Origin of the sequence: Flavobacterium flavigenum (assembly GCF_027111255.2) — a bacterium.
Lineage (GTDB): Bacteria > Bacteroidota > Bacteroidia > Flavobacteriales > Flavobacteriaceae > Flavobacterium > Flavobacterium flavigenum.
In genome coordinates, this window is record NZ_CP114285.2 from 3,867,629 (window position 1) to 3,889,064 (window position 21,436).

Genomic DNA, 21,436 nt, shown 5'->3' on the forward strand with positions numbered 1-21,436 from the left:
AAATTTCTTAAAATATTTTAATTTTTGAAGCCTTCTATATTCCTTCAAAAAATCATAAATTCGCTGTCTTAATTTTCCATTTAAAATACAAATAATTTGGCAGCGAAAGAGAAAGTGGTTAAAGAGACACCTTTGATGAAACAGTACAATGAAATCAAGAGAAAATATCCTGATGCATGTCTGCTTTTCAGAGTAGGGGATTTTTATGAAACGTTTGGTGAAGACGCTATCAGGGCATCTAAAATACTCGGAATAACATTAACAAAAAGAGGTGCTGGTTCTGATACTGAAACTGCTCTGGCGGGTTTTCCGCATCACTCTATTAATACGTATCTGCCTAAATTAGTAAAAGCCGGACTTCGTGTTGCGATCTGTGATCAGCTTGAAGATCCTAAAATGACAAAAACAATCGTGAAACGCGGGGTTACAGAATTGGTAACGCCGGGAGTTTCTTTGAACGATGAGGTTTTACAGTCTAAAACAAATAACTTTCTGGCATCTGTTTATTTTGCCAATAAAAATATCGGGGTTTCATTTTTGGATGTTTCAACAGGCGAGTTTTTAACCGCTCAGGGAAATGCCGAATATATTGATAAATTACTGCAGAATTTTAATCCAAGTGAAGTCCTTGTTCCTAAAACCTGTAAAACCGAATTTAAGGATGCTTTTGGGGATGATTTTCACAGTTTTTATCTGGAAGACTGGATTTATAAGGAAGATTATGCCCTAGAGACGCTGACAAAACATTTTCAGACCGTTTCTTTAAAAGGTTTTGGGGTTGAAGAATTAAAAGAAGGAATTATTGCTTCCGGAGCGATTTTATATTATTTGTCGGAAACGCAGCATAATCGCGTACAGCATATCACGGCGATTCAGCGTATTGCTGAAGATGCTTACGTTTGGATGGATCGTTTTACCATCAGAAATTTAGAATTGTATCACAGTTATAATCCAAACGCAGTAACACTTTTGGATGTGATAGACCGCACGCTTTCACCAATGGGGGGGCGACTCTTGAAACGCTGGCTGGCACTTCCGTTAAAAGATGCCAATAAAATAAAAGGTCGTCATGATGTGGTTGCATATTTGAAATCAAATCCTGAAATTCTCTATAATATTCAATATCAAATCAAACAAATTTCAGATCTGGAACGTTTGATTTCTAAAATCGCTGCCGGAAAAGTTTCGCCTCGCGAAATTGTCTATTTAAGAGAATCCCTTGATGCTATTATTCCAATTAAAACTCTGGCACTCGAAAGTCCACAGGAAGCTGTAAAGGTTATTGGGGATAGTCTGCATGCCTGTGATTTGCTGAGGGAAAAAATCAAAGTCACTTTAAATCAGGATGCGCCTGTTGCGATTGCAAAAGGAAATGCAATTGCAAAAGGGATTAGTGAAGAATTAGACGAGCTGCGTGCTATTTCAACTTCCGGAAAAGAATTTTTAGAAGGTATTGAAAGAAGAGAGTCGGAGAGAACCGGAATCTCCTCTTTGAAAATTTCTTTTAATAATGTTTTTGGTTATTATATTGAAGTGCGAAATACACATAAAGATAAAGTGCCTGAAGAATGGATTCGTAAACAGACTTTGGTAAATGCCGAACGCTATATTACAGAAGAACTAAAGGAATACGAAACAAAAATTTTAGGTGCTGAAGAAAGAATTCATAAAATTGAAACTGACCTTTTTGAACATTTGGTAGCCTGGATTGCAACTTACATTAAACCCGTTCAAATGAATGCTTTTCTGATAGCGCAATTGGATTGTTTATGTTCTTTTACTCAGCTGGCCGTAGAAAATAACTATGTATGTCCTGAAATTGATGAGACGTTCGAATTGGATATCAAAAACGGAAGACATCCAGTTATCGAGAAACAATTGCCAGTTGGTACTCCTTATATTGCGAATGATGTTTATCTGGATAGGGATGTACAGCAGGTTATTATGATTACAGGTCCAAATATGTCCGGTAAATCGGCCATTTTGAGGCAAACGGCGCTAATTGTGCTTCTGGCTCAAATGGGGAGTTTTGTGCCTGCAGACAGCGTGAGAATGGGAATTGTAGATAAAATTTTTACCAGAGTTGGAGCTTCGGATAATATTTCAATGGGTGAATCTACTTTTATGGTAGAGATGAATGAAACTGCTTCGATCCTGAACAATATCTCAGACAGAAGTTTGGTTTTATTGGATGAAATCGGGCGCGGAACGAGTACTTATGACGGAATTTCGATTGCCTGGGCTATTGCCGAATTTTTACACGAGCACCCGGGCAGGGCTAAGACATTGTTTGCTACGCATTATCATGAGTTAAATGAAATGACAGAATCGCTGCCAAGGATTCAGAATTACAATGTTGCAGTGAAAGAATTAAAAGATACGGTTCTTTTTATTCGTAAACTCGTAAAAGGAGGTAGCGCACATAGTTTTGGTATTCATGTAGCAAAAATGGCCGGGATGCCGCAACTGGTTATTTCGAAGGCACAAAAACTTCTGAAAAAACTGGAGAAAAACCACTCCAGCGATGCCTTAAACGGAATCAAATCTGCAAATGATGAAATGCAGATGAGTTTCTTTAATCTGGATGATCCTTTATTGGAAGAGATAAAAGAAGAGATTATGAGTCTTGATATAAATGCGATTACTCCGGTTGAAGCATTAATGAAGCTGAATGAGATTAAGCGAATGCTGGTTAAGAAATAATTTCAGATTTAAAGTTTAGGTTATCAGAAAGTTATAAAATAAGTGTGATTTTTTTTGAAAAAAGGCTTGTTTAATTGAATAAATGTCCTAAATTTGCACTCGCAATACAGAACAAGTGTTGCTGTTCTTAATAAAATTTGAAACGCGAAAATAGCTCAGTTGGTAGAGCGCGACCTTGCCAAGGTCGAGGTCGCGGGTTCGAGCCCCGTTTTTCGCTCAAAACCATACAATGACCGGATGGTGTTATGTTTAATTAATTTTTCTAAAAAATTAGCTAAAAAACATTAAAAAAGTATTGCTCGGATGGTGAAATTGGTAGACACGCTGGACTTAAAATCCAGTGAACAGCAATGTTCGTGCGGGTTCAAGTCCCGCTCTGAGTACTAAAGCCTCTTCTTTTGAAGGGGCTTTTTTTATGCTGCAAACTTGCAGGTAATAAATTTACGAAGTAAATTTATGTAAGAGAGTTTTAAAATCTGAAATCAATAATCTAAATTTTATAAATGGGTGCTTTTGTAATTAGCAGGCGGTTTAATGATGAATATAAATTTGTGTTTACTTCCAGAAAAGGAAAGGTGATATTTACAAGTTTGAGTTATGAGTTAAAGTTTGAATGTGAAGAGGATATTGAGAAGTTCAAACTAAATACTGAGCAGGCTAAGTTTTTAAAATTTAAGGGCTCTGGAGGTAAGTATTTCTTTAAATTGATGTTAGGGGATGTTCATTTTGCAACAAGCCGAAAATACACCACAGAATTGCTTTTGCAGAAAGGGATAAAAGAGATTGTTTTGTATGCTTCAAAAGCAGAGATTTTAGATTTTTCTTCGAATGAATCTATTTTTGAAGACGAGGTAGTAATGGAGGTTATGGAAGAGGAATAAAAAAAGCGTTTGTTAAACAAACGCTTTTTTTATATCAAATATTTAGGATTTGATCAAAAAAAAACCATCTCTTGGATGGTTTTAAAATTTTTAGAACTTAGTTCTAATTATTTTTTTACTTCTTTAGCAGCTTCTTCAACTTTTGCAGCAGCAGAATCAACAGTTGCAGCAGCAGAATCAACAGTTGCAGCAGCAGAATCAACTACAGCAGCAGCAGAATCAACAGCTACAGCTGAAGAATCAGTAGCAGTAGCATCAGCAGCAGCGTCAGCTTTTTTACAAGATACAACAGTTAAAACAGCAACAACAGCTAAACTTAAAAATACTTTTTTCATCTTACTTTATTATAAAAGGTTAATTATTAATTCGAGGCAAAGATATAAATTTTTTAATACGTAAAATATTTTTTTATTTTTTTTTTAAAATATTTTCCTTTGTCACTCGATGGTTTTATTTATCAAATAATATGCCACAAGTGTTGTTTTTTGATTATTTGTTGAATTTTTTGTAAATTTTGTTTTTTAATGAAGATTATGAAACCTTTTCTGCGTTTTGGATGTTAGTCATTGCAATTTGTTTGGTATTTGCTAATTATTTTTTATTGTTTAAAATCATCTGTAATGCTTTTAAATAGTATAATCGAACAGTAAATTTACTCTAAATGTTAGGAGATGGTATTTATAATTGTACTTGTTGCTCCTTTATTGTTCTGTATGTAGGATCTGCAAATTTTACCTTTTTCGCTTAGGAAATTTTGATCAGAAAGTAAACCGTCAAAGATTTGTTTTAATTCTTCTTTATCTGAAACAACCATACATCCGCCAAGGTTCACCAATTCAATAGCTTCAGCAAATTTCGAATAATTGGGTCCAATAACAATTGGAATTCCAAATGTTGCCGGTTCTAAGATATTGTGGATACCAGGATTTCCAAAACCGCCACCCACATAAGCGATAGTTCCATAGCTGTAAATTTTAGTTAATAAACCAACTGTGTCAATTATGAAAACATTGTAATCAGCTAAATTTTTGTTTTCCTTTTCAGAAAATAAAACGGTTTGTTTTGTAATGGCTTTTTTTAGATTTTCAATTTGTTCTGCTTTTATATTGTGAGGGGCTATGATGAATTTTACACTTGTAGCTGCCTTGTTGATATATTCAATTAATATTGTCTCATCTTTTGCCCAGGAACTTCCAATAATTATTGTTGGCTGATTGTTTTTGAATGCCTCAACAAATTCAAGTGAATTGTCTCTTTCTAAAATAGCATTTACCCTGTCAAATCGGGTGTCACCTGAAACAATTACGTTTTGAAACCCAATCGTCTCAATTTTTACTTTAGAATTTTCGTTCTGAACGAAAAAGTAAGTAAAAGTTTCCAGCGCTTTTCTGTAAAACCCGCCATACCATTTAAAGAACATTTGATTGTCTCTAAAGATTCCTGAAATCAGATAAGTAGGTGTTTTTAATTTTTTTAGTTCGTTTAAGTAATTAAGCCAGAATTCGTACTTTATAAAGAATGCGAATTCTGGATGAACTAATTTTAAAAACTGTTTTGCGTTACTCTTTGTGTCCAGAGGAAGGTATATGGTTATATCAGCGACATTATTGTTTTTTCGGACTTCATAACCTGAAGGTGAAAAAAAGGTAACAATGATTTTATGTGCCGGATATTTCTCTTTGATTTTTTCAATAACAGGAAGGCCTTGCTCGTATTCACCTAATGAAGCCGAATGAAACCAGATTGTTTTGTCTTCAGGATTTATTTTTTCTTTTAAAAGTGCAAAAACATTTTTTCGGCCATCAACAAACAGTTTCATTTTAGGGCTGAAAAGTGCTGCTATTTTAAGGAAAAAGCCAGTAATTATAATGATTAAATTGTATAGAAAAAGCATCTGTTTAATTTTGGTGCTAAAATACGTTTCTTTCAACTATTTTCATTGTTTGAAGGTATAAATAACTATTTTTGCGGTTCGTTTTAAAGATTTTGGTGTAAATCCGAATCTTCAGATTTAAATAAGAAGATAAATGAAAAAAATTCAAATGGTTGACTTGAAAGGTCAATACGAAAAGATAAAATCTACTGTTGATGCTTCGATTCAGGAAGTTTTAGATACGAATACTTATATAAATGGCCCTTTGGTTCATCAGTTTCAGAAAAATCTTGAAGATTACTTAGGGGTAAAACATGTTATTCCCTGTGCCAATGGAACCGATGCTTTGCAAATTGCGATGATGGGACTCGATCTAAAACCAGGCGACGAAGTAATTACTGCCGATTTTACATTTGCAGCGACTGTTGAGGTTATTGCGTTACTGCAATTGACTCCGGTTTTGGTGGATGTTGATTTGCATAATATGAATATTGATATTGATGCTGTTAAAAAAGCCATCACACCAAAAACAAAAGCAATTGTTCCGGTTCATTTATTCGGACGTGCCGCTAATATGGATGCGATTATGGAAATTGCGGCAGAACATAATTTGTATGTGATTGAAGATAATGCACAGGCAATAGGGGCTGATTATATTTCGAAATCAGGCGCAAAAAGCAAAGTAGGAGCTATTGGTCATGTTGCAGCAACATCATTTTTTCCGTCTAAAAACTTAGGCTGCTACGGAGACGGAGGAGCAATTTTTACAAATGACGATAAATTAGCGCACATTATCCGTGGAATTGTAAATCACGGAATGTACGAACGCTACCATCATGATGTCGTGGGGGTTAATTCACGTTTGGATAGTATTCAGGCGGGGGTTTTAAATGCAAAACTGCCTCTTTTGGATGAATACAATGCGGCACGACGTTTAGCAGCAAGTAAATATAATGCAGCGTTTGCCGGAAATGAGAAGATTGTTGCACCTGAATTTGATGCAAACGAAAATAATCACGTTTTTCATCAATATGTGTTAAGAATTTTAAATGCAGACCGAAATGCACTGATGCAGCATTTGTTGGACAAAGGGATTCCATGCGCAATCTATTATCCGATTCCATTACATTCTCAGAAAGCTTATGCTGATTCACGTTATAAAGAAGAACAATTTCCAGTAACGAATCAATTGGTAAAAGAGGTAATCGCATTACCAATGCACACTGAACTTGATGATGAGCAAATTAAATTTATTACGGATTCTGTTTTAGAATTTCTGGCTAAATAATTTTAATTTTTTAAAATAAGTGAAACCCAAATCGGCTTTTTAGATGATTTGGGTTTTTTGCTTTTAATCTACTTTCTTAAATACCAAAAGTTTTCCTGAAGGGCTGGAAAGTGAAAGCCGGTTGTTTTTAATCGAATAACTGGTAGTACTTTGGAGTGCTTTAATAAACTTGTCTTCTTTGTTGTTTTTTTCCGGACACGCCATTAAAGTTGAAACGATGTTGTTGAATCTGAGTAAGTCTTTTTCAAAAAACAAACTTCCGCTAATTGAGTTACAACCGCTAAATCCAATAAATCTGTTTTCTTCTGCATAAATCTCAAGTCGGGGTAATTCTTTTTGAAAATCTGCTGCAAAAACTTTATTTCCTTTTAACTCTTCTAAAACCCAAATGTCATGTAGGCGATAATCCGTAATGTATTTTCCACATCCTTCTATTTTTTGAAACGTGGTTTCTGTACTATTCTTGATTTCAATAGAAACTTTATAAGGAGAAATTATAGCAGACATAGAATTCTGACATTCAATTTGCTGTATAGAAACTATAATACTTGATTCTCCATTGCTGGCTTTGTATGTTTTAATATTAGCATCCATAGTTTTTATTGGCTTAACCGATGAAAAACTTAGGTTTTCTTTTCCCTGTATTAATGACGTGAATAAAATTTTTTCTCTGCCAATTTTTAATTCCCAAAAAGGTTCGTTACCGTTTGTTTTAAAATAATTTGTAAAATCTTCTTCTAATGAGTTTGCATAAGCGGTATCTGAATTTGAATCTTTAGGGAGTGCGGATTTACAGCTATATAAGAAACAGAATGCGATAAATATATTGAAGTACTTTTTCATAAGACGTGATTTAGATTCATAAAGGTTTTGCTAAACTATGCTAAGTACTAAATATTTGTATGACGGCATATACTCAAATTTAATAAAAATGATATAGATAAACATTTATTAAATGTTTATAAGCTGATAAATCCGTTTACTTATGTGATGTACGGTAAACTACGTATTTAGAAAAATTCTATTTAATAAAAAAATACGTAAATAAGTATTTATATATAAGTATTTATACTTATATTTGCGTAGTAATACTTAATTAAAGAAATCATGATTAAAGTAATAGTAGTTGGAAACGGGATGGTAGGTTATAAATTCTGTGAAAAATTTATAGCAAAATCGGGACAGGAGAATTATCAGATTACCGTATTTGGGGAAGAGCCAAGACGTGCTTATGATCGTGTTCACTTAAGTGAATACTTTGGAGGTAAGACGGCTGATGATTTGTCGTTGTCAACAAGTGAATGGTACGCAGATAATAATATTACTTTAAATACTTCTGAATTAGTTACTGATATTAACAGAGAAGAAAAAACAATTCATACGCATTTAGAAAAAACGCATAAGTACGACTACTTAGTCCTTGCAACCGGATCGTCAGCTTTTGTTCCTCCAATTGACGGAGTAGAAAAAGAAGGTGTTTTTGTATACCGTACCATTGAGGATCTTGATGCAATTATGTCGTATGCTAAAAAAATAAAACAAAAAGGTGCTACTGAAGCTGCTGTTTTAGGGGGAGGTTTGTTAGGTCTGGAAGCTGCAAAAGCGGTTCGTGATTTAGGACTGAATCCTCATGTTGTGGAATTTGCTCCGCGTTTGATGCCAAGACAATTGGACAAAGGTGCCAGTGATATGCTGCAGTCAAAAATTGAAGAACTAAATATTGGAATTCATCTTAATAAAGCTACTCAGTATATTGATGGAAAAGAACGCATAACGGGAATGATGTTTGCCGATGATGAGTTGTTAAAAGTGGATATGTTGGTTATTTCTGCCGGAATCAAACCGCGTGATGAGCTGGCAAGAGTTTCGGGACTTGAAGTTGGTTTGCGTGGCGGAGTTGTGGTAAACAATCAAATGCAGACATCAGATCCTTCTATTTTTGCTATCGGAGAGGTGGCGCTTTATAATCAAAATATTTATGGTCTTGTTGCTCCTGGTTATGAAATGGCCGATGTTGCTGCAGAACAAATCTTAAATGGTTCTGGTTCTAAAACCATGAGAGAAACCATCGATATGTCGACACAATTGAAATTAATTGGTGTTGAAGTGGCGAGTTTTGGTGATCCTTTTATTGAAAATGATGAGGTAACCGCTATTATTTATGAAAATAAATTATCAGGAATTTATAAAAGAATCAATGTAACTAAAGATTCTAAAACCTTATTAGGCGGAATTTTAGTGGGTGATTCAAGTGATTATAATTCGCTTTTCCAGATTTATAACAATGCAATGGCGCTGCCTAAAAACCCTGAAGATTTGATTTTAGGATCAAGAGATGGTTCTGAAAGCTCAGCCGTAGGTGCAATGGATTTACCTGATACTGCTGTAATTTGTTCTTGTGAAAATGTAACTAAAGGCGCCATCTGCTGTTCTATTTTAGATGAAACCTGTTCCAGTTTTTCAGATGTTGTAAAACTGACCAAAGCGACTTCAGGTTGTGGAGGATGTAAGCCAATGGTTTCTGATTTGGTAAAAGCAGCTCAGAAATCTATGGGTAAAGAAGTAAAAGATGTGATCTGCGAACACTTCAACTATACACGTCAGGAGTTGTTTGATTTAGTTAAAATAAATAAATACAATAATTTTTATGATGTAATCGATCATCACGGAAAAGGTGATGGGTGTGAGGTTTGTAAGCCTGTAATTGCTTCGATTTTCTCAAGTATTTACAACGATACGGCAAATAAACACGTTACGACTCAGGATACAAACGACAGATTTTTGGCTAACATTCAAAGAAACGGAACTTATTCTGTGGTGCCAAGAGTTGCCGGAGGAGAAATTACGGCTGAGAAATTAATCGTAATTGGAGAGGTTGCTAAACAATTTGATTTGTATACCAAAATTACTGGAGCACAGCGTGTCGATTTATTTGGGGCACATTTAGATGATCTTCCTAAAATATGGAAAGTATTAATCGACAATGGTTTTGAAAGTGGCCACGCTTATGGAAAATCATTAAGAGCTGTAAAAAGCTGTGTCGGAAACGCATGGTGTCGTTACGGAATGGACGATAGTGCCGGTTTTGCCATCGAATTAGAAAACAGATACAAAGGAATTCGTTCTCCGCATAAATTAAAAGGAGGTGTATCTGCTTGTATTCGTGAATGTGCCGAGGCCCGTGGAAAAGATTTTGGTTTAATTGCTGTAGAAGGTGGCTGGAACCTGTATATTGCCGGAAACGGTGGAGCCAATCCAAAACATGCAGTTTTACTGGCTGAGCAAATTGACAAAGAAACAGTTATTAAATATATGGACCGCTTTTTAATGTACTATATCCGTACTGCCGGTCCGCTAATCAGAACATCAACCTGGCTGGAGAAACTGGACGGAGGTTTGGATTACTTAAAAGAAGTAATTATCGAAGACAGTTTAGGTATATGCGAAACTTTAGAAGCTGAAATGCAGACTTTGGTGAATACATTTGAATGTGAGTGGAAACAGGTTCTTGAAAAACCAAGATTGCTGAAACGCTTCAGTCACTTTGTAAACTCAGATGAAAAAGATGATAATATTGCTTTTGTTCCTTTAAGAGATCAAAAAATGCCAAAAGCATGGTCATAATATTTAACGCATAGAAACATAGATTTTATAAACTCAAAAAGACATTTATTATACAAATAGCTATTATCAGAAACCACTTTCTTTTGAGTTCTTTTCCAATAATTAAAATCTATGTTTCTGTGTGTTTAAAAAAGTTTAAAAAACAGAATTAACGATTGCTGTCCTCTTACCCTCTTTTTTACTGCACCATCAAACTCTCTTGATTGTAAAGGGAGGGATAAGAACACAGACTATAAATACAACCAAAATGGAAGAAATTTTAAACCAATACGAAACTGTGCATCCAAGTGATGCCAAAATATGGTTCAAAGCCGGCAATGTGAGCGATTTTCCAACTAACCGTGGCGGTTGCATCAAATACAAAAACAAACAAATTGCCGTTTTTAATTTTGCACGCCGAAATGAATGGTATGCTTGTCAAAACGCTTGTCCGCATAAAATGGAAATGGTATTGTCAAGAGGGATGACTGGATCTGCTGATGATATTCCTAAAATTGCCTGTCCAATGCATAAAAAAACGTTTTCATTAGTTGATGGTTCCAACCTGAATGGCGATGATTTAAAAATTGCAACCTATCCGGTTAAAATTGTTGAAGACGAAGTATTCGTTGGCTTTTTAGATTAATTATGTATATTTGAAAATATATTTTCAATAAAAATGAATACACCTTTTCAGAAAGCAAGTGAGTGGATTGATGCCGAAAATGCCCAGGACCCAAATATAGAAGTTGATCACAATACTGAATATCCAAAAGAGCTTTTATACTCAAACAGGATGTACGAAAAACTGATGCAGTTTTGTCCTGAAGCTTCAGAAGAGGTTCAGATTGCTTCAAAAGCGCAGCACATCTGCCGATGGAAAGTTGCCCGCGAATCCTATCCAATGGATCGTGTAGGGTATTTGAGATGGAGAGAAGACCTGAAAAAATTTCATGCCAAAACTACTGCTGAAATTCTCGAAAGAGCGGGATATGAGCAAACTTTTATTGATCGTGTTTCCTTTTTAATTGAAAAAAAATTACTTAAAAAAGATGCTGAAACCCAATTGCTGGAAGATGTAATTTGTCTGGTATTCTTAGATTATTACTTAGAGCCGTTTGTTGAAAAGCATGATGATGAAAAACTAAAAAATATCATCAAAAAAACCTGGGATAAAATGTCTGAAAGAGGACATCAGGAAGCCTTAAAAATCAACTACTCCGAAGAGAACTTAAAATTGATAAAAGCATCTTTGGGATTATAATCTGATTTTATAAAATGAGCGGAAGCAAATTCCATTTCCGCTATAACAAACAGAAGCTTCGAATGAAAAAAGGCAGTCAGGAAGTAGCGGAAAAAATTACTTTCAAAAATCTACGACGTTTGTATTTTTTTGCACTCTGGACTATTGCTATAACCATTATTTTAAGTCAGCTTTTAATTCAGTACAACTTAAAACAGCAGCTCAGCGATTCTAAAATCATCAATATTTCAGGAAAGCAAAGAATGCTGAGCCAGCGGATTACCAAAGAAATTTTAATTTTAAATTTTGTTTCGGATACTTCTCCAAAGAAAGAAATTGCACATGTACGAAATGTTTTAGCACTTTGGAAAACCAATCAGAGTGCATTAGAAAATGGCAGTGACAGCCTTGCTTTTCCGAAAGAAAAAAGTGAAGCCCTTTCTAAGTTATATGCAGAAATAAAACCGAGCTTCAATACTATAGTAGAGTCGGTGAATCTGTTTCTTTTAAATCTGGAACAAAAAAAGAACAGCTACGATAATCAAAAACTGGTACAGGAAATTCTAAAAAACGAAGGAATCTTTCTTTCGAAAATGAATGAAATTGTAACCCAATACGATAAAGAAGCACATGAAAAAGTAACAGAACAGCGCAAAACGGAATATTGGATTTTCGGATTTACATTGCTGGTCCTGATTCTGGAATTCTTTTTTATCTTTAAGCCTACCAACAAAAAAATTGAAAAACTTATAGCTAAACTTTTATCTTCTGAAAAGAAGGCCTTAAAGCTTGCTTATGATACTGAAATCATCAGCGAGATAAAGGAAAACTCTGTAAAAGAGCTGAAATCGCTGAATTATGCGATGGAAAACACCCTTCTTTATTGCCGTATTGCACCCGACGGCTCTATCATTCACGTAGGTGAAAAATTTGCCAAACTTTTAAATTATACCAAATTTTCTTCGAATAAAACTTTTTCACAGGTTTTAACGACTGATGAAAAAGAACAGCGCAATATCGACCGTATTATTTTTGAAAAACAAAGAAGCGGCTGGCAGGGCGAAATCAAAATTCACAGCCGGGAAGATCAGACGATTTGGCTGGATTTATCCATGGTTCCGGTAATGATTAAAAAGGACGAACTAGAACTTTTAATTGTCTGTTTTAATATTACCGAACGTAAAAAAGCACAACGGGAAGTTGAACGGCTAAACATTGAAAACAGTACAGAAAAAATCAATCAGCAAAAGATTATTTCGAGTAAAATTGTAGAAAATCAGGAAAACGAACAAAACCGTATTGCCAAAGAAATTCATGACGGGATAGGGCAGATGCTGACCGGATTAAAATTTAGCCTGGAGAGTATTAACCTGGATGATAAAGAGAAATCTGCTCAGAAAATTGAATATCTGAAGAAACTTTCACTCGATATTATAAAAGGTGTCCGAACTGCAACTTTTAATTTGATGCCACCCGAATTAAGTGACCACGGAATCGTTTCTTCAATCGCAAAACTCACGCAGGAACTTTCCAAGTTGACAGGAAAAGAAATTCTTTTTTACAATAAAACCGACTTTGACCAGCGCTTAGATTCTTTGATTGAAATAAATATTTACCGCCTGACTCAGGAAGCGATCAATAATGCGATAAAATATGCAGAATCAACACACATTATTGTCCAGCTTTCCCACAGTGAAACTTTATTAAGCATTATCATTGACGATAACGGAAAAGGCTTTGACAAGACAGCGGTTGAAAAAAAGCGAAACAGTGAATCCGGAATGGGATTATTGTTTATGAACGAGAGAATTCAGTATATCAACGGGCGTGTATTTATAAATTCGATTCCGGGAGAAGGAACCAGGATTACGTTTAATATTCCGATTTCTAAATTATAAAATTAGATAATTTGGAAATTTAGAAATGTGTCAATTAGACAATTTAATTCAGAATAAACTTTTATAAAAAATGAAGTTTGTATTCTTAGTTTAATTCTTAGCAAACTTTGCGGTTAAAATTAAATCCGCTAATCTTCAAAATCTGTCTTAGAATAAAATCCATTTTATTTATCTTTACTTTTTAAAATTAATATCAATGGAATCCAAAGGCTGCCTTCTAAAATATTCTATTATTGCAGGATTTTTGGTGTCACTTATTTTTCCGGTATTAATTTTTTCGAAAAGCCTTTTTATCGATTTATGTATTCAGATATGTGATTTCGGCTTATTTTGGAATCCAATCTTTTCGGGAATTCTTTTTCCTTTATTTATAGCTTTTCTTTTCTGGCATTCAGCAAATAAACTGAGCTTTTCATTAAATCAAATCTCCTATTTTAAAGCTTGCTCCCAATTTTCTTTTGGGATTAGTTCAAAACTTATTATAGCTCTTTTTACACTTTATATAATTGGACAATTCGTTAATGGATTATCAGTTGTATTAAAATCACAGATTCCATATATTGTTGCATTTTCGTTACTAATGATTCTTTTTTTATCATTTATATTAATGATGCTGACTTTTTTAAGCAGCTTAGTAATTGTGAAAATCAGCCAAAACTCCCAACCTTTAAACGAAACAAAATGAAAATACTACTCCTAGGTTCAGGCGAATTAGGCAAAGAATTTACTATTGCCGCACAACGAATCGGACAAACCATAATCGCAGTTGACAGTTACGAAAATGCCCCGGCAATGCAGGTTGCTCATGACTTTGAAGTCATCAACATGCTTGACGGCGAAGCCTTGGACCAAATTGTAGCCAAACACAATCCAGACTTTATAGTACCCGAAATAGAAGCCATTCGCACCGAACGCTTTTACGATTATGAAAAACAAGGCATTACAGTTGTTCCTTCAGCGAAAGCGGCAAACTTTACTATGAACCGTAAAGCCATTCGTGATTTAGCAGCAAAAGAATTAGGTTTAAAAACTGCCAGATATCAATATGCAACATCTGCAGAAGAATTGCAAAAAGCCGTTGCAGAAGTTGGAATTCCTTGTGTGGTAAAACCATTAATGTCTTCATCAGGAAAAGGCCAATCGACAATTAAAACTCAGGAAGATATTTTAAAAGCCTGGGAATACGCTGTTGCAGGTTCTCGTGGCGATGTCATTGAAGTTATTGTAGAAGCTTTTGTAGATTTCAATTCTGAAATCACACTTTTAACCATTACTCAAAATAATAATCCAACGCTGTTTTGTGCTCCAATCGGACACCGACAGGAAAGAGGCGATTATCAGGAAAGCTGGCAGCCTGCTTTGGTTTCAGAAAAGGATTTGTACGAAGCGCAGGATATGGCCGAAAAGATTACCGAAGCGCTTGGTGGTGCCGGACTTTTTGGTGTTGAATTTTTCCTGACTAACGAAGGCGTTTATTTCTCTGAACTTTCACCGCGTCCGCACGATACCGGAATGGTAACTTTAGCAGGAACGCAGAATTTCAACGAATTCGAATTGCATTTACGTGCCATTTTAAGCCTTCCTATCTTCGAAATTACATTGGAAAAAGCCGGAGCAAGTGCCGTGATTTTGGCTTCAGAAAATTCTGCGAGTCCAACATTTACCGGAATCGAAAAAGTAGCCGCATTACCTAAAACGGATTTCAGGATTTTTGGGAAACCAACTTCAAGACCTTACCGAAGAATGGGAGTGGTTTTAAGTCATGATTCGCTTTCGACTCCAATCAATGAAGTAACAGAACGCGCCAAAGAGACGGCGAAATTAATAACTGTAAATTCTTAATTATGAAAAATATTTTATTAGCAACTTTCCTTTTCATTGGAATTGCTGTTCAGGCACAAAGCAAAAAGAAATTTGATAAACCAACCATCGTAGAAGCTTCCTGCGGAGAATGCCAATTTGGAATGAAAGGTAAAAGCTGTGATTTAGCCGTTCGCATTGACGGCAAAAGCTATTTTGTAGACGGAACAACCATTCATGATCACGGAGATGCTCACGCTGAAAAAGGCTTTTGCAATGCCATTAGCAAAGCTTTAGTTACCGGAGAAATCGTGAACAATAGATTCAAAGCAACTTCATTTAAACTAATAGAGGAAAAAAAATAATGACATTGATTCTTGAAAATATTGACAAACATGTTTCGCTGACTCCGGAAGAACAGGCACTTTTTCTGTCCAAATTAGAAACGAACACTTACAAAGCCAAAACAATTTTATTAAACGCAGGCGAGGTCTGCAAACATTCGTATTTTGTCAATTCGGGAATTTTAAGAAGTTTCAATATCAACGATAATATTGTAGAACACGTTCTTTCTTTCGCCTGCGAAGGCTGGTGGATGAGCGATATGTACAGTTATTTTTCGCAAAAGCCCGGACAGCTTTTTATTGAAGTTCTGGAGGAATCCGAGGTTGTTTCGTTATCCAAAGAAAATCAGGAACAATTGTATCTTGAAATTCCGAAGCTGGAACGTTATTTCAGGATTTTAATTGAAAACTCATTAGTTGCTAATCAGCAAAGATTAATGGATAACCTGAGTTTACCTGCTGAAGAACGTTTTGAAAAATTTTGTACCAAATACGGTACTCTGGTTCATAAAGTGCCACAAAAACAAATCGCTTCTTTTATTGGTGTTACGCCGGAATTTTTTAGTAAAATGAAAGCAAGGCTTTTGAAGAAGTAAGCTTTATGTTATTGATAAAATTGATTTCAGGGATTTAAAATTAATTACAAATAGAAGCAATTTTTAATAATTCATTCCAGGGTTGTTTATTGATTTTTATATACAAAAAAAGACTTCTTAAATATGAAGAAGTCTTTTTTAGTTAAACCCGTTTTATGTTATTTTTTTATCAATTTGATGGTTTCAACCTGATTGTTATCATGAGTTATTTTCAATAAATAAATTCCATTAGGAGAGCTATTTAAATTCAAATTGGTATTTCCTGTATTAATATTTTCCGATTTAATGATTTTTCCATTCAAATCATATACTATAATAGCGGCACGTGTATCAGTATTTAAAGAAAATACGCCACTTGACGGGTTAGGATAGACCGCTGTTTTTGATGAAAATTCAAAATGATCGTTATTTAAATTAGTCGAACAGGTATTTCCTGTTGTCACAATACTGGTTGCAGTCCAGTTTGAGACAGTTCCCGTAAGTGCAAAGCCATCCAATGTTCCTGTATAAGCATTGCTGCTGGAATCTACTAATGTATTTACAGTTGAATTATTGGTATTATCAAGACCTTGATTAAATTGGTAATAAGCTAATAAACCTGTTTGTCCTGGACCTAATTCGCAATTCTTATTATTTTGGATTTCAGTTTGAGTCAAAGCTTTGTTCCAAATACGAACTTCATCCATTTGTCCCTTAAAAATTTCTCCATAGCCATTATATCCTAATATCATGGGTGCCACGCTTGCTGGCAAAGTATAATTGGCCTGAGTAGGTGTGCTACCAACATTTACTCCATCAACATATAGCGTTACAGAAGTGCCATCAAACACCATCGCTACATGTTGCCATGTGTCTGGAATAACTGTTCCTCCTGTAACTACGTAACTACCAAAACCAATGAAACAATTAAATTCACCATTAGCGGTACGTAAATCGAATTGAGTTGAAGATCCGTTACCATGATTGGAAACAATAGTTTCTATTTTTGAATCCCTGGTTGTTTTGATCCATGCCTCAACGGTTAATTTGTTGGTATTACTCAATACTGTAGAAATATCGGTGTCGCAGTTTACTTTGTCATCTATTCCATCAAAATCCAATGCCGATGCATTAAGGTTTACCTGAACAGCTGTTCTTAAGCTTTCGCACCCTGAAACCGTTTGAGAAACATAATAAGTGCCGCCCGTTATTGGAGTTGAATTTGCCAAAGGTGTTCCTCCTGTAGGATCTGCATACCATTTTAAGTCGGTCCCTGTTGCTGTAAGGTTGGCAATAGTAGCATTTTTACTAAATGTTTGGGTACTAATTGCTGTTGGTGCCGAAGTTGTATTTATCGTTACGACAACCGCTCTTTTTGGACTTTCGCAGCTACCAATAGTTTGCGAAACATAATAAGTTGTTCCTGATGTCAATGCAGTTGTGACATCCAATTCGTTTACTGATGCCAAGGAAGAATACCATTTTATATTGGTTCCTGTAGCCGTTAAATCAGCAACTGTAGCTGCCGTACAAAAAACTTGCGGACTTGTAACCGATAATTGTTCCGGACTCATTGTTCCTGTAACAACACCACCTGGCGAAACCCAGTTCGAGTTAGATCCGCTTAAGGCAAATCCGTTTAATGTACCGGTATTATTATTTCCACTAGCATCTGTCAGGGTAGTAATTGCGGTATTATCTGCAGCGTCAACACCTTGATTGCATTTGTAATAAGCTACCAATCCTACTTGGTCTGCAGAAAGTTCGCCGTTCATATTGTTTTGAATTTCACATTCAGGCAAAACTCTGTTCCAGATACGTACTTCGTCTAATTTACCTCCAAGTAAATTTGCAGTATCAAATGTACCAAGTCGTACAGCGCTTCCGCCAGTAAAAGGAGCTACAGAGGTATTGCTTGCTACTAAAACACCATTTTTATACATTTTCATTGTGGTGGTTGCCGCATCATAAGTCAAAGCAACGTGATACCATGTATTGGCTGCAATTGGAGTCGGGTCCTGCACTGCATTCCAGATTCCATTGTGTCCCGCCGACAATCTGTTTCCATAATTTGCAGAGGGATATAGTGCGTGTTGCCCATCTGAGCCACCCGAAATAAGATTGTTTTGGAGACTTAAATTTGACACATAAAACCAGGCTTCTTTTGTATATGTTGCAGGCATTATATCCCCCAGTTCCACATAATCATCGAAACCATCAAAAGACAATGCACTTGCTGAAACCTGTCCTCTCGAAAAATTTGTAGCCAGGACAATGGCAAACAAAAGTATTTGATTTCTTAATAGAGTAATTTTTCTCATAGTTTTTCTTTAAAATGTTAGATTACAAAATTGCGGTAAATTCAAACGAATTTATACAAGGGGTAACCCTTGATTAATTACTCCGGATCTGAAATTCATTTGAAATAGATACATTTGTCGAAAATATATCTGAAAATGAATAAACCATTTGCATGTATTCTGTTACTTGTAATAATAATGCTATTTGTAAACTGTAGGGAAAAGAAAGAAAATGCAGTTATTTTTGTAAAAGAAGAACCAGTTAAGGAAGATGCTGTTAAAGCATGGCTGCATAAAGCAGAAAACTACAAAAAGAGTGATAAATATCTAATGGTTTTTTATAACTATTACGATCAAAAAATAAAAGCAAAGAAATATCTGAATGCAGCAGAGATTTTAGATATCGCTTGTGTATATCTTGCAGATTCTTATGATTTTAATGATCGCTTTTTAGCAAAAGTAAAAGAATTTGATTCCAAATACAGGGAAAAAGTCCCTGCATTAAAAACAACTTTTGTAGATGCTTATCTGGCTAATTATTATTTCGATAAGTATAATTTAAAAAAGGCATGTCAGTACTTTAAAAAGATTACTACATTAGAACCTTACGATTATAACAGCTGTTATAATATTGCCAGAGCTTACTATGACTTGTCTTATATTTATTATATTATGGGGAAGCAAAATTTAAGCCTCCTTGCCAATCAGAAATCTTTCGAATATTTTACTAAAATAAATAACCCTAAAGGACTGGCTTTTGTTTATTCTAATTATGCCAATATCTATACGGCTATTGGTGATAAAAAAAGGGCGATTGAAAACGCAGACAAAGCCATTCAAGCCTATAAAAAAATTGACAATACTTATAATGTGTATATCGGTTTGATTAATAAAATTTCGATATATGAATATTTAAAAGATGAACGCGAAAGACCCCTGATAGATTCGGTTTATCAGGCTTTTACAGAAAGCAAAGACGAAAGTAAAATTTTAAAAATAAAGTTGTTTGATTTTAAGATTGAAAATTTAATTCATGAGAACAAATTATCAGAAGCAAAAAAAATAATTGATGATTTAAAACCAATTGTAGAAGATATAGATTCTGATGATCTGACACAGGAATATAAATTAACATCTGCATTGTATGAGATAAAAAAGAATCCTAATTATTCCAATTTTGAAGATTTCAAAAAAGCATTGCCCACTTTAATAAGCAACCAGCAATACGAAAAAGTAAATATGGTTTATGGGCTATTACAAAAAAATGCCATTCAAAATAAAGATTATAAAGATGCATTAAATTATGAATCCAAAAAGAAAATTATTGCGGATAGTATTGGAAATATAATTACCCGAATAAAGACAGTTGAGCTTGAAAAAAAATACCAAACTGAAAAAAAAGTCCAGCAACTAAAAATTAAAGAACAGACTATCACTAATAAAAACACAACGATTGCACTTTTAGGTGCCACTCTTATTGGGATACTTTTTATAAGTTTTGCTTTCAACCTAATACAAAAACAAAAAAAGTTACGTCTTGAAAAACAAAACGCACAATTATACACCAAGCAACTCCTGGAAAAAACAGAAGAAGAACGCAAACGTATTGCAAGCGATTTACATGACAGTGTAAGTCATGAATTATTGAGTTTAAAAAACTCCCTTGAGCAAAAAGCAGAAATTACCAATCAAAAAATTGATGCCATTATCAATGATATTCGTAGTATCAGCAGAAATTTACACCCTGTAATGTTTGATAAAATAGGATTAAAAGAAAGTATCAATCAAATGGTAGAAAGGGCAGAATCTGTTAATGATTTCATGGTTACGGCCGAGATTGATTATCACAGTGTTTTATCTTCTTCCGATGAATTACAAATTTACCGTATTGTGCAGGAAGCCCTTTCCAATATCATAAAATATGCTGATGCAATTGCTGCTAAAATTTCTATAACTGAAAACGAAAACAGTATTATCATTGAAATTAAAGACAATGGAAAAGGATTTAATGTAGAAGAAACTTTAAACAGTAAATCTTCCTTTGGCCTGCATAATATTATAGAACGAAGCAGAGCTATTGGCGGACACGCTAATATCACATCGAATACAAACGGCACAATAATTACCATAGAAATAAAGAAGGCCTAATGAGAATATTAATTGCAGACGACCATCCTTTTACCCTCTCGGGGACAAAAAGTTTTGTAGAATCTTATGGTTATGTTGTTGAGGATACGTGTTCGAATGGTATTTCGGCATTAAACCTGATTAAACTCCATTTACCGGATATTGCTATTCTAGACATCAATATGCCGGGTTTGGATGGTCTTGATGTAGCCAAAGCAATACAGGAAAGTAAACTGAAAACCAAAATCATTTTGCTAACCATGCATAAAGAAATGACCATATATAAAAAAGCAAAAGAATACGGAATTTATGGCTATATATTGAAGGAACATGCGCAAACCGAATTACAAAAATGCCTTAAGGAAGTAAAAAAAGGAAATGAATATATGAGCATTTCCTTAAAAAACGACCTGATAACAGATATTCCTAATGATGATAATGAACTGGCCAATCTTACCTTATCCGAAAGAAAAATCATTGAACTGATCACGCAGCAAAAAACTACAAAACAAATTGCCGAGTTGTTATTTTTATCTGAAAAAACAGTTGAAGGCCACCGAAGCAAAATAATCGATAAATTAGGTTTGCCTAAAGAAAAAAATGCATTACTGATTTGGGCCATACAGAATAGTAAAAAGTAGAAAAATTAATTTTATATTTTCTTTGTTTCAGATTGCAACAACAACTTCTGAAAATAAAACTTCTAATCTAGCCCTGATAGCAGCGGCATCCTGTTGTTGCGGGGTTCGCAACAACAGATACAGCGGATAGCAGGACTGAAGGTCTTGTGAAAACTAAAAT

At 34.7% G+C, this 21,436-nt stretch carries 16 protein-coding genes and 2 tRNA genes; 14 read left to right on the forward strand and 4 right to left on the reverse strand.

The window, feature by feature from the left end:
* The first annotated feature begins 96 nt into the window (after positions 1–96).
* The 4 genes from mutS (at position 97) to OZP09_RS16100 (ending at position 3,584) form a co-directional block, all read left to right on the forward strand.
* Positions 97–2,703 (forward strand): DNA mismatch repair protein MutS, encoded by a 2,607-nt coding sequence (gene mutS / locus OZP09_RS16085; RefSeq protein ID WP_281309656.1) that lies wholly within the window; start codon positions 97–99, stop codon positions 2,701–2,703.
* A 144-nt stretch (positions 2,704–2,847) separates the two neighbouring features.
* Positions 2,848–2,920 (forward strand) — tRNA-Gly (locus tag OZP09_RS16090).
* Positions 2,921–3,000: 80 nt separating this feature from the next.
* Positions 3,001–3,086, forward strand: a tRNA-Leu gene (locus tag OZP09_RS16095).
* A 120-nt stretch (positions 3,087–3,206) separates the two neighbouring features.
* Positions 3,207–3,584, forward strand: a complete 378-nt coding sequence (locus OZP09_RS16100) for a DUF1508 domain-containing protein (protein WP_269234730.1) — start codon at positions 3,207–3,209, stop codon at positions 3,582–3,584.
* 107 nt (positions 3,585–3,691) lie between these two features.
* On the opposite strand, the gene OZP09_RS16105 is transcribed toward OZP09_RS16100, so the two are convergent.
* Together OZP09_RS16105 and OZP09_RS16110 are read right to left on the reverse strand one after the other, a co-directional pair.
* Complete coding sequence (locus tag OZP09_RS16105) at positions 3,692–3,919, reverse strand: PG1828 family lipoprotein (RefSeq protein ID WP_223683134.1); 228 nt, start codon at positions 3,917–3,919, stop codon at positions 3,692–3,694.
* Between the two features lie 329 nt (positions 3,920–4,248).
* Positions 4,249–5,478 carry a 3-deoxy-D-manno-octulosonic acid transferase gene (locus tag OZP09_RS16110; RefSeq protein WP_269234731.1) on the reverse strand — a complete coding sequence of 410 codons (1,230 nt, stop codon included), beginning with the start codon at positions 5,476–5,478 and terminating at the stop codon, positions 4,249–4,251.
* A gap of 133 nt (positions 5,479–5,611) precedes the next feature.
* Between OZP09_RS16110 and OZP09_RS16115 the strand changes: the two genes are divergently transcribed.
* Entirely contained in the window at positions 5,612–6,745 is a 1,134-nt protein-coding gene (locus OZP09_RS16115) for a DegT/DnrJ/EryC1/StrS family aminotransferase (RefSeq protein WP_281309657.1), read from the forward strand.
* A 63-nt stretch (positions 6,746–6,808) separates the two neighbouring features.
* Here the strand turns inward: OZP09_RS16115 and OZP09_RS16120 are convergent, their stop codons facing one another.
* Positions 6,809–7,588 carry an META domain-containing protein gene (locus tag OZP09_RS16120; protein WP_269234733.1) on the reverse strand — a complete coding sequence of 260 codons (780 nt, stop codon included), beginning with the start codon at positions 7,586–7,588 and terminating at the stop codon, positions 6,809–6,811.
* A 264-nt stretch (positions 7,589–7,852) separates the two neighbouring features.
* On the opposite strand from OZP09_RS16120, the gene nirB reads away from it, so the two are divergent.
* The 7 genes from nirB to OZP09_RS16155 all read left to right on the forward strand — a co-directional run bounded on the left by nirB (position 7,853) and on the right by OZP09_RS16155 (position 16,229).
* Positions 7,853–10,369 carry a nitrite reductase large subunit NirB gene (gene nirB, locus OZP09_RS16125; RefSeq protein WP_269234734.1) on the forward strand — a complete coding sequence of 839 codons (2,517 nt, stop codon included), beginning with the start codon at positions 7,853–7,855 and terminating at the stop codon, positions 10,367–10,369.
* Between the two features lie 247 nt (positions 10,370–10,616).
* Positions 10,617–10,994: a nitrite reductase small subunit NirD gene (gene nirD, locus OZP09_RS16130; RefSeq protein WP_269234735.1), complete on the forward strand. Its 378-nt coding sequence runs from the start codon at positions 10,617–10,619 to the stop codon at positions 10,992–10,994.
* Between the two features lie 33 nt (positions 10,995–11,027).
* Positions 11,028–11,612 (forward strand): DUF4202 domain-containing protein, encoded by a 585-nt coding sequence (locus tag OZP09_RS16135; protein WP_269234736.1) that lies wholly within the window; start codon positions 11,028–11,030, stop codon positions 11,610–11,612.
* 62 nt (positions 11,613–11,674) lie between these two features.
* The gene (locus tag OZP09_RS16140; RefSeq protein ID WP_281309658.1) at positions 11,675–13,489 is read left to right on the forward strand and encodes a sensor histidine kinase; all 1,815 of its coding nucleotides are present in this window, start codon (positions 11,675–11,677) and stop codon (positions 13,487–13,489) included.
* A 681-nt stretch (positions 13,490–14,170) separates the two neighbouring features.
* Complete coding sequence (purT, locus tag OZP09_RS16145) at positions 14,171–15,331, forward strand: formate-dependent phosphoribosylglycinamide formyltransferase (RefSeq protein WP_432419437.1); 1,161 nt, start codon at positions 14,171–14,173, stop codon at positions 15,329–15,331.
* A gap of 2 nt (positions 15,332–15,333) precedes the next feature.
* Positions 15,334–15,654 (forward strand): DUF6370 family protein, encoded by a 321-nt coding sequence (locus tag OZP09_RS16150; protein WP_223683143.1) that lies wholly within the window; start codon positions 15,334–15,336, stop codon positions 15,652–15,654.
* Positions 15,654–16,229 (forward strand): Crp/Fnr family transcriptional regulator, encoded by a 576-nt coding sequence (locus tag OZP09_RS16155; protein ID WP_269234739.1) that lies wholly within the window; start codon positions 15,654–15,656, stop codon positions 16,227–16,229. Before OZP09_RS16150 ends, OZP09_RS16155 begins: the two co-directional genes overlap by 1 nt.
* Before the next feature lie 158 nt (positions 16,230–16,387).
* On the opposite strand, the gene OZP09_RS16160 is transcribed toward OZP09_RS16155, so the two are convergent.
* Positions 16,388–18,529, reverse strand: a complete 2,142-nt coding sequence (locus tag OZP09_RS16160; protein WP_269234740.1) for a LamG-like jellyroll fold domain-containing protein — start codon at positions 18,527–18,529, stop codon at positions 16,388–16,390.
* Positions 18,530–18,664: 135 nt separating this feature from the next.
* Between OZP09_RS16160 and OZP09_RS16165 the strand changes: the two genes are divergently transcribed.
* The gene (locus OZP09_RS16165) at positions 18,665–20,656 is read left to right on the forward strand and encodes a tetratricopeptide repeat-containing sensor histidine kinase (RefSeq protein WP_281309659.1); all 1,992 of its coding nucleotides are present in this window, start codon (positions 18,665–18,667) and stop codon (positions 20,654–20,656) included.
* Entirely contained in the window at positions 20,656–21,276 is a 621-nt protein-coding gene (locus OZP09_RS16170; protein ID WP_269234742.1) for a response regulator, read from the forward strand. Before OZP09_RS16165 ends, OZP09_RS16170 begins: the two co-directional genes overlap by 1 nt.
* The last annotated feature ends 160 nt before the right edge of the window (positions 21,277–21,436 follow it).

Bases quoted from the DNA above. Each gene is read 5' to 3' on its own strand.
- OZP09_RS16105 (WP_223683134.1), bottom strand. From the start codon at position 3,919: ATGAAAAAAGTATTTTTAAGTTTAGCTGTTGTTGCTGTTTTAACTGTT.
- OZP09_RS16110 (WP_269234731.1), bottom strand. From the start codon at position 5,478: ATGCTTTTTCTATACAATTTAATCATTATAATTACTGGCTTTTTCCTT.
- OZP09_RS16135 (WP_269234736.1), top strand. From the start codon at position 11,028: ATGAATACACCTTTTCAGAAAGCAAGTGAGTGGATTGATGCCGAAAAT.
- OZP09_RS16160 (WP_269234740.1), bottom strand. From the start codon at position 18,529: ATGAGAAAAATTACTCTATTAAGAAATCAAATACTTTTGTTTGCCATT.
- nirB (WP_269234734.1), top strand. From the start codon at position 7,853: ATGATTAAAGTAATAGTAGTTGGAAACGGGATGGTAGGTTATAAATTC.
- OZP09_RS16155 (WP_269234739.1), top strand. From the start codon at position 15,654: ATGACATTGATTCTTGAAAATATTGACAAACATGTTTCGCTGACTCCG.
- purT (WP_432419437.1), top strand. From the start codon at position 14,171: ATGAAAATACTACTCCTAGGTTCAGGCGAATTAGGCAAAGAATTTACT.
- OZP09_RS16100 (WP_269234730.1), top strand. From the start codon at position 3,207: ATGGGTGCTTTTGTAATTAGCAGGCGGTTTAATGATGAATATAAATTT.
- OZP09_RS16140 (WP_281309658.1), top strand. From the start codon at position 11,675: ATGAAAAAAGGCAGTCAGGAAGTAGCGGAAAAAATTACTTTCAAAAAT.
- OZP09_RS16170 (WP_269234742.1), top strand. From the start codon at position 20,656: ATGAGAATATTAATTGCAGACGACCATCCTTTTACCCTCTCGGGGACA.
- OZP09_RS16165 (WP_281309659.1), top strand. From the start codon at position 18,665: ATGAATAAACCATTTGCATGTATTCTGTTACTTGTAATAATAATGCTA.
- OZP09_RS16120 (WP_269234733.1), bottom strand. From the start codon at position 7,588: ATGAAAAAGTACTTCAATATATTTATCGCATTCTGTTTCTTATATAGC.
- OZP09_RS16150 (WP_223683143.1), top strand. From the start codon at position 15,334: ATGAAAAATATTTTATTAGCAACTTTCCTTTTCATTGGAATTGCTGTT.
- OZP09_RS16115 (WP_281309657.1), top strand. From the start codon at position 5,612: ATGAAAAAAATTCAAATGGTTGACTTGAAAGGTCAATACGAAAAGATA.
- nirD (WP_269234735.1), top strand. From the start codon at position 10,617: ATGGAAGAAATTTTAAACCAATACGAAACTGTGCATCCAAGTGATGCC.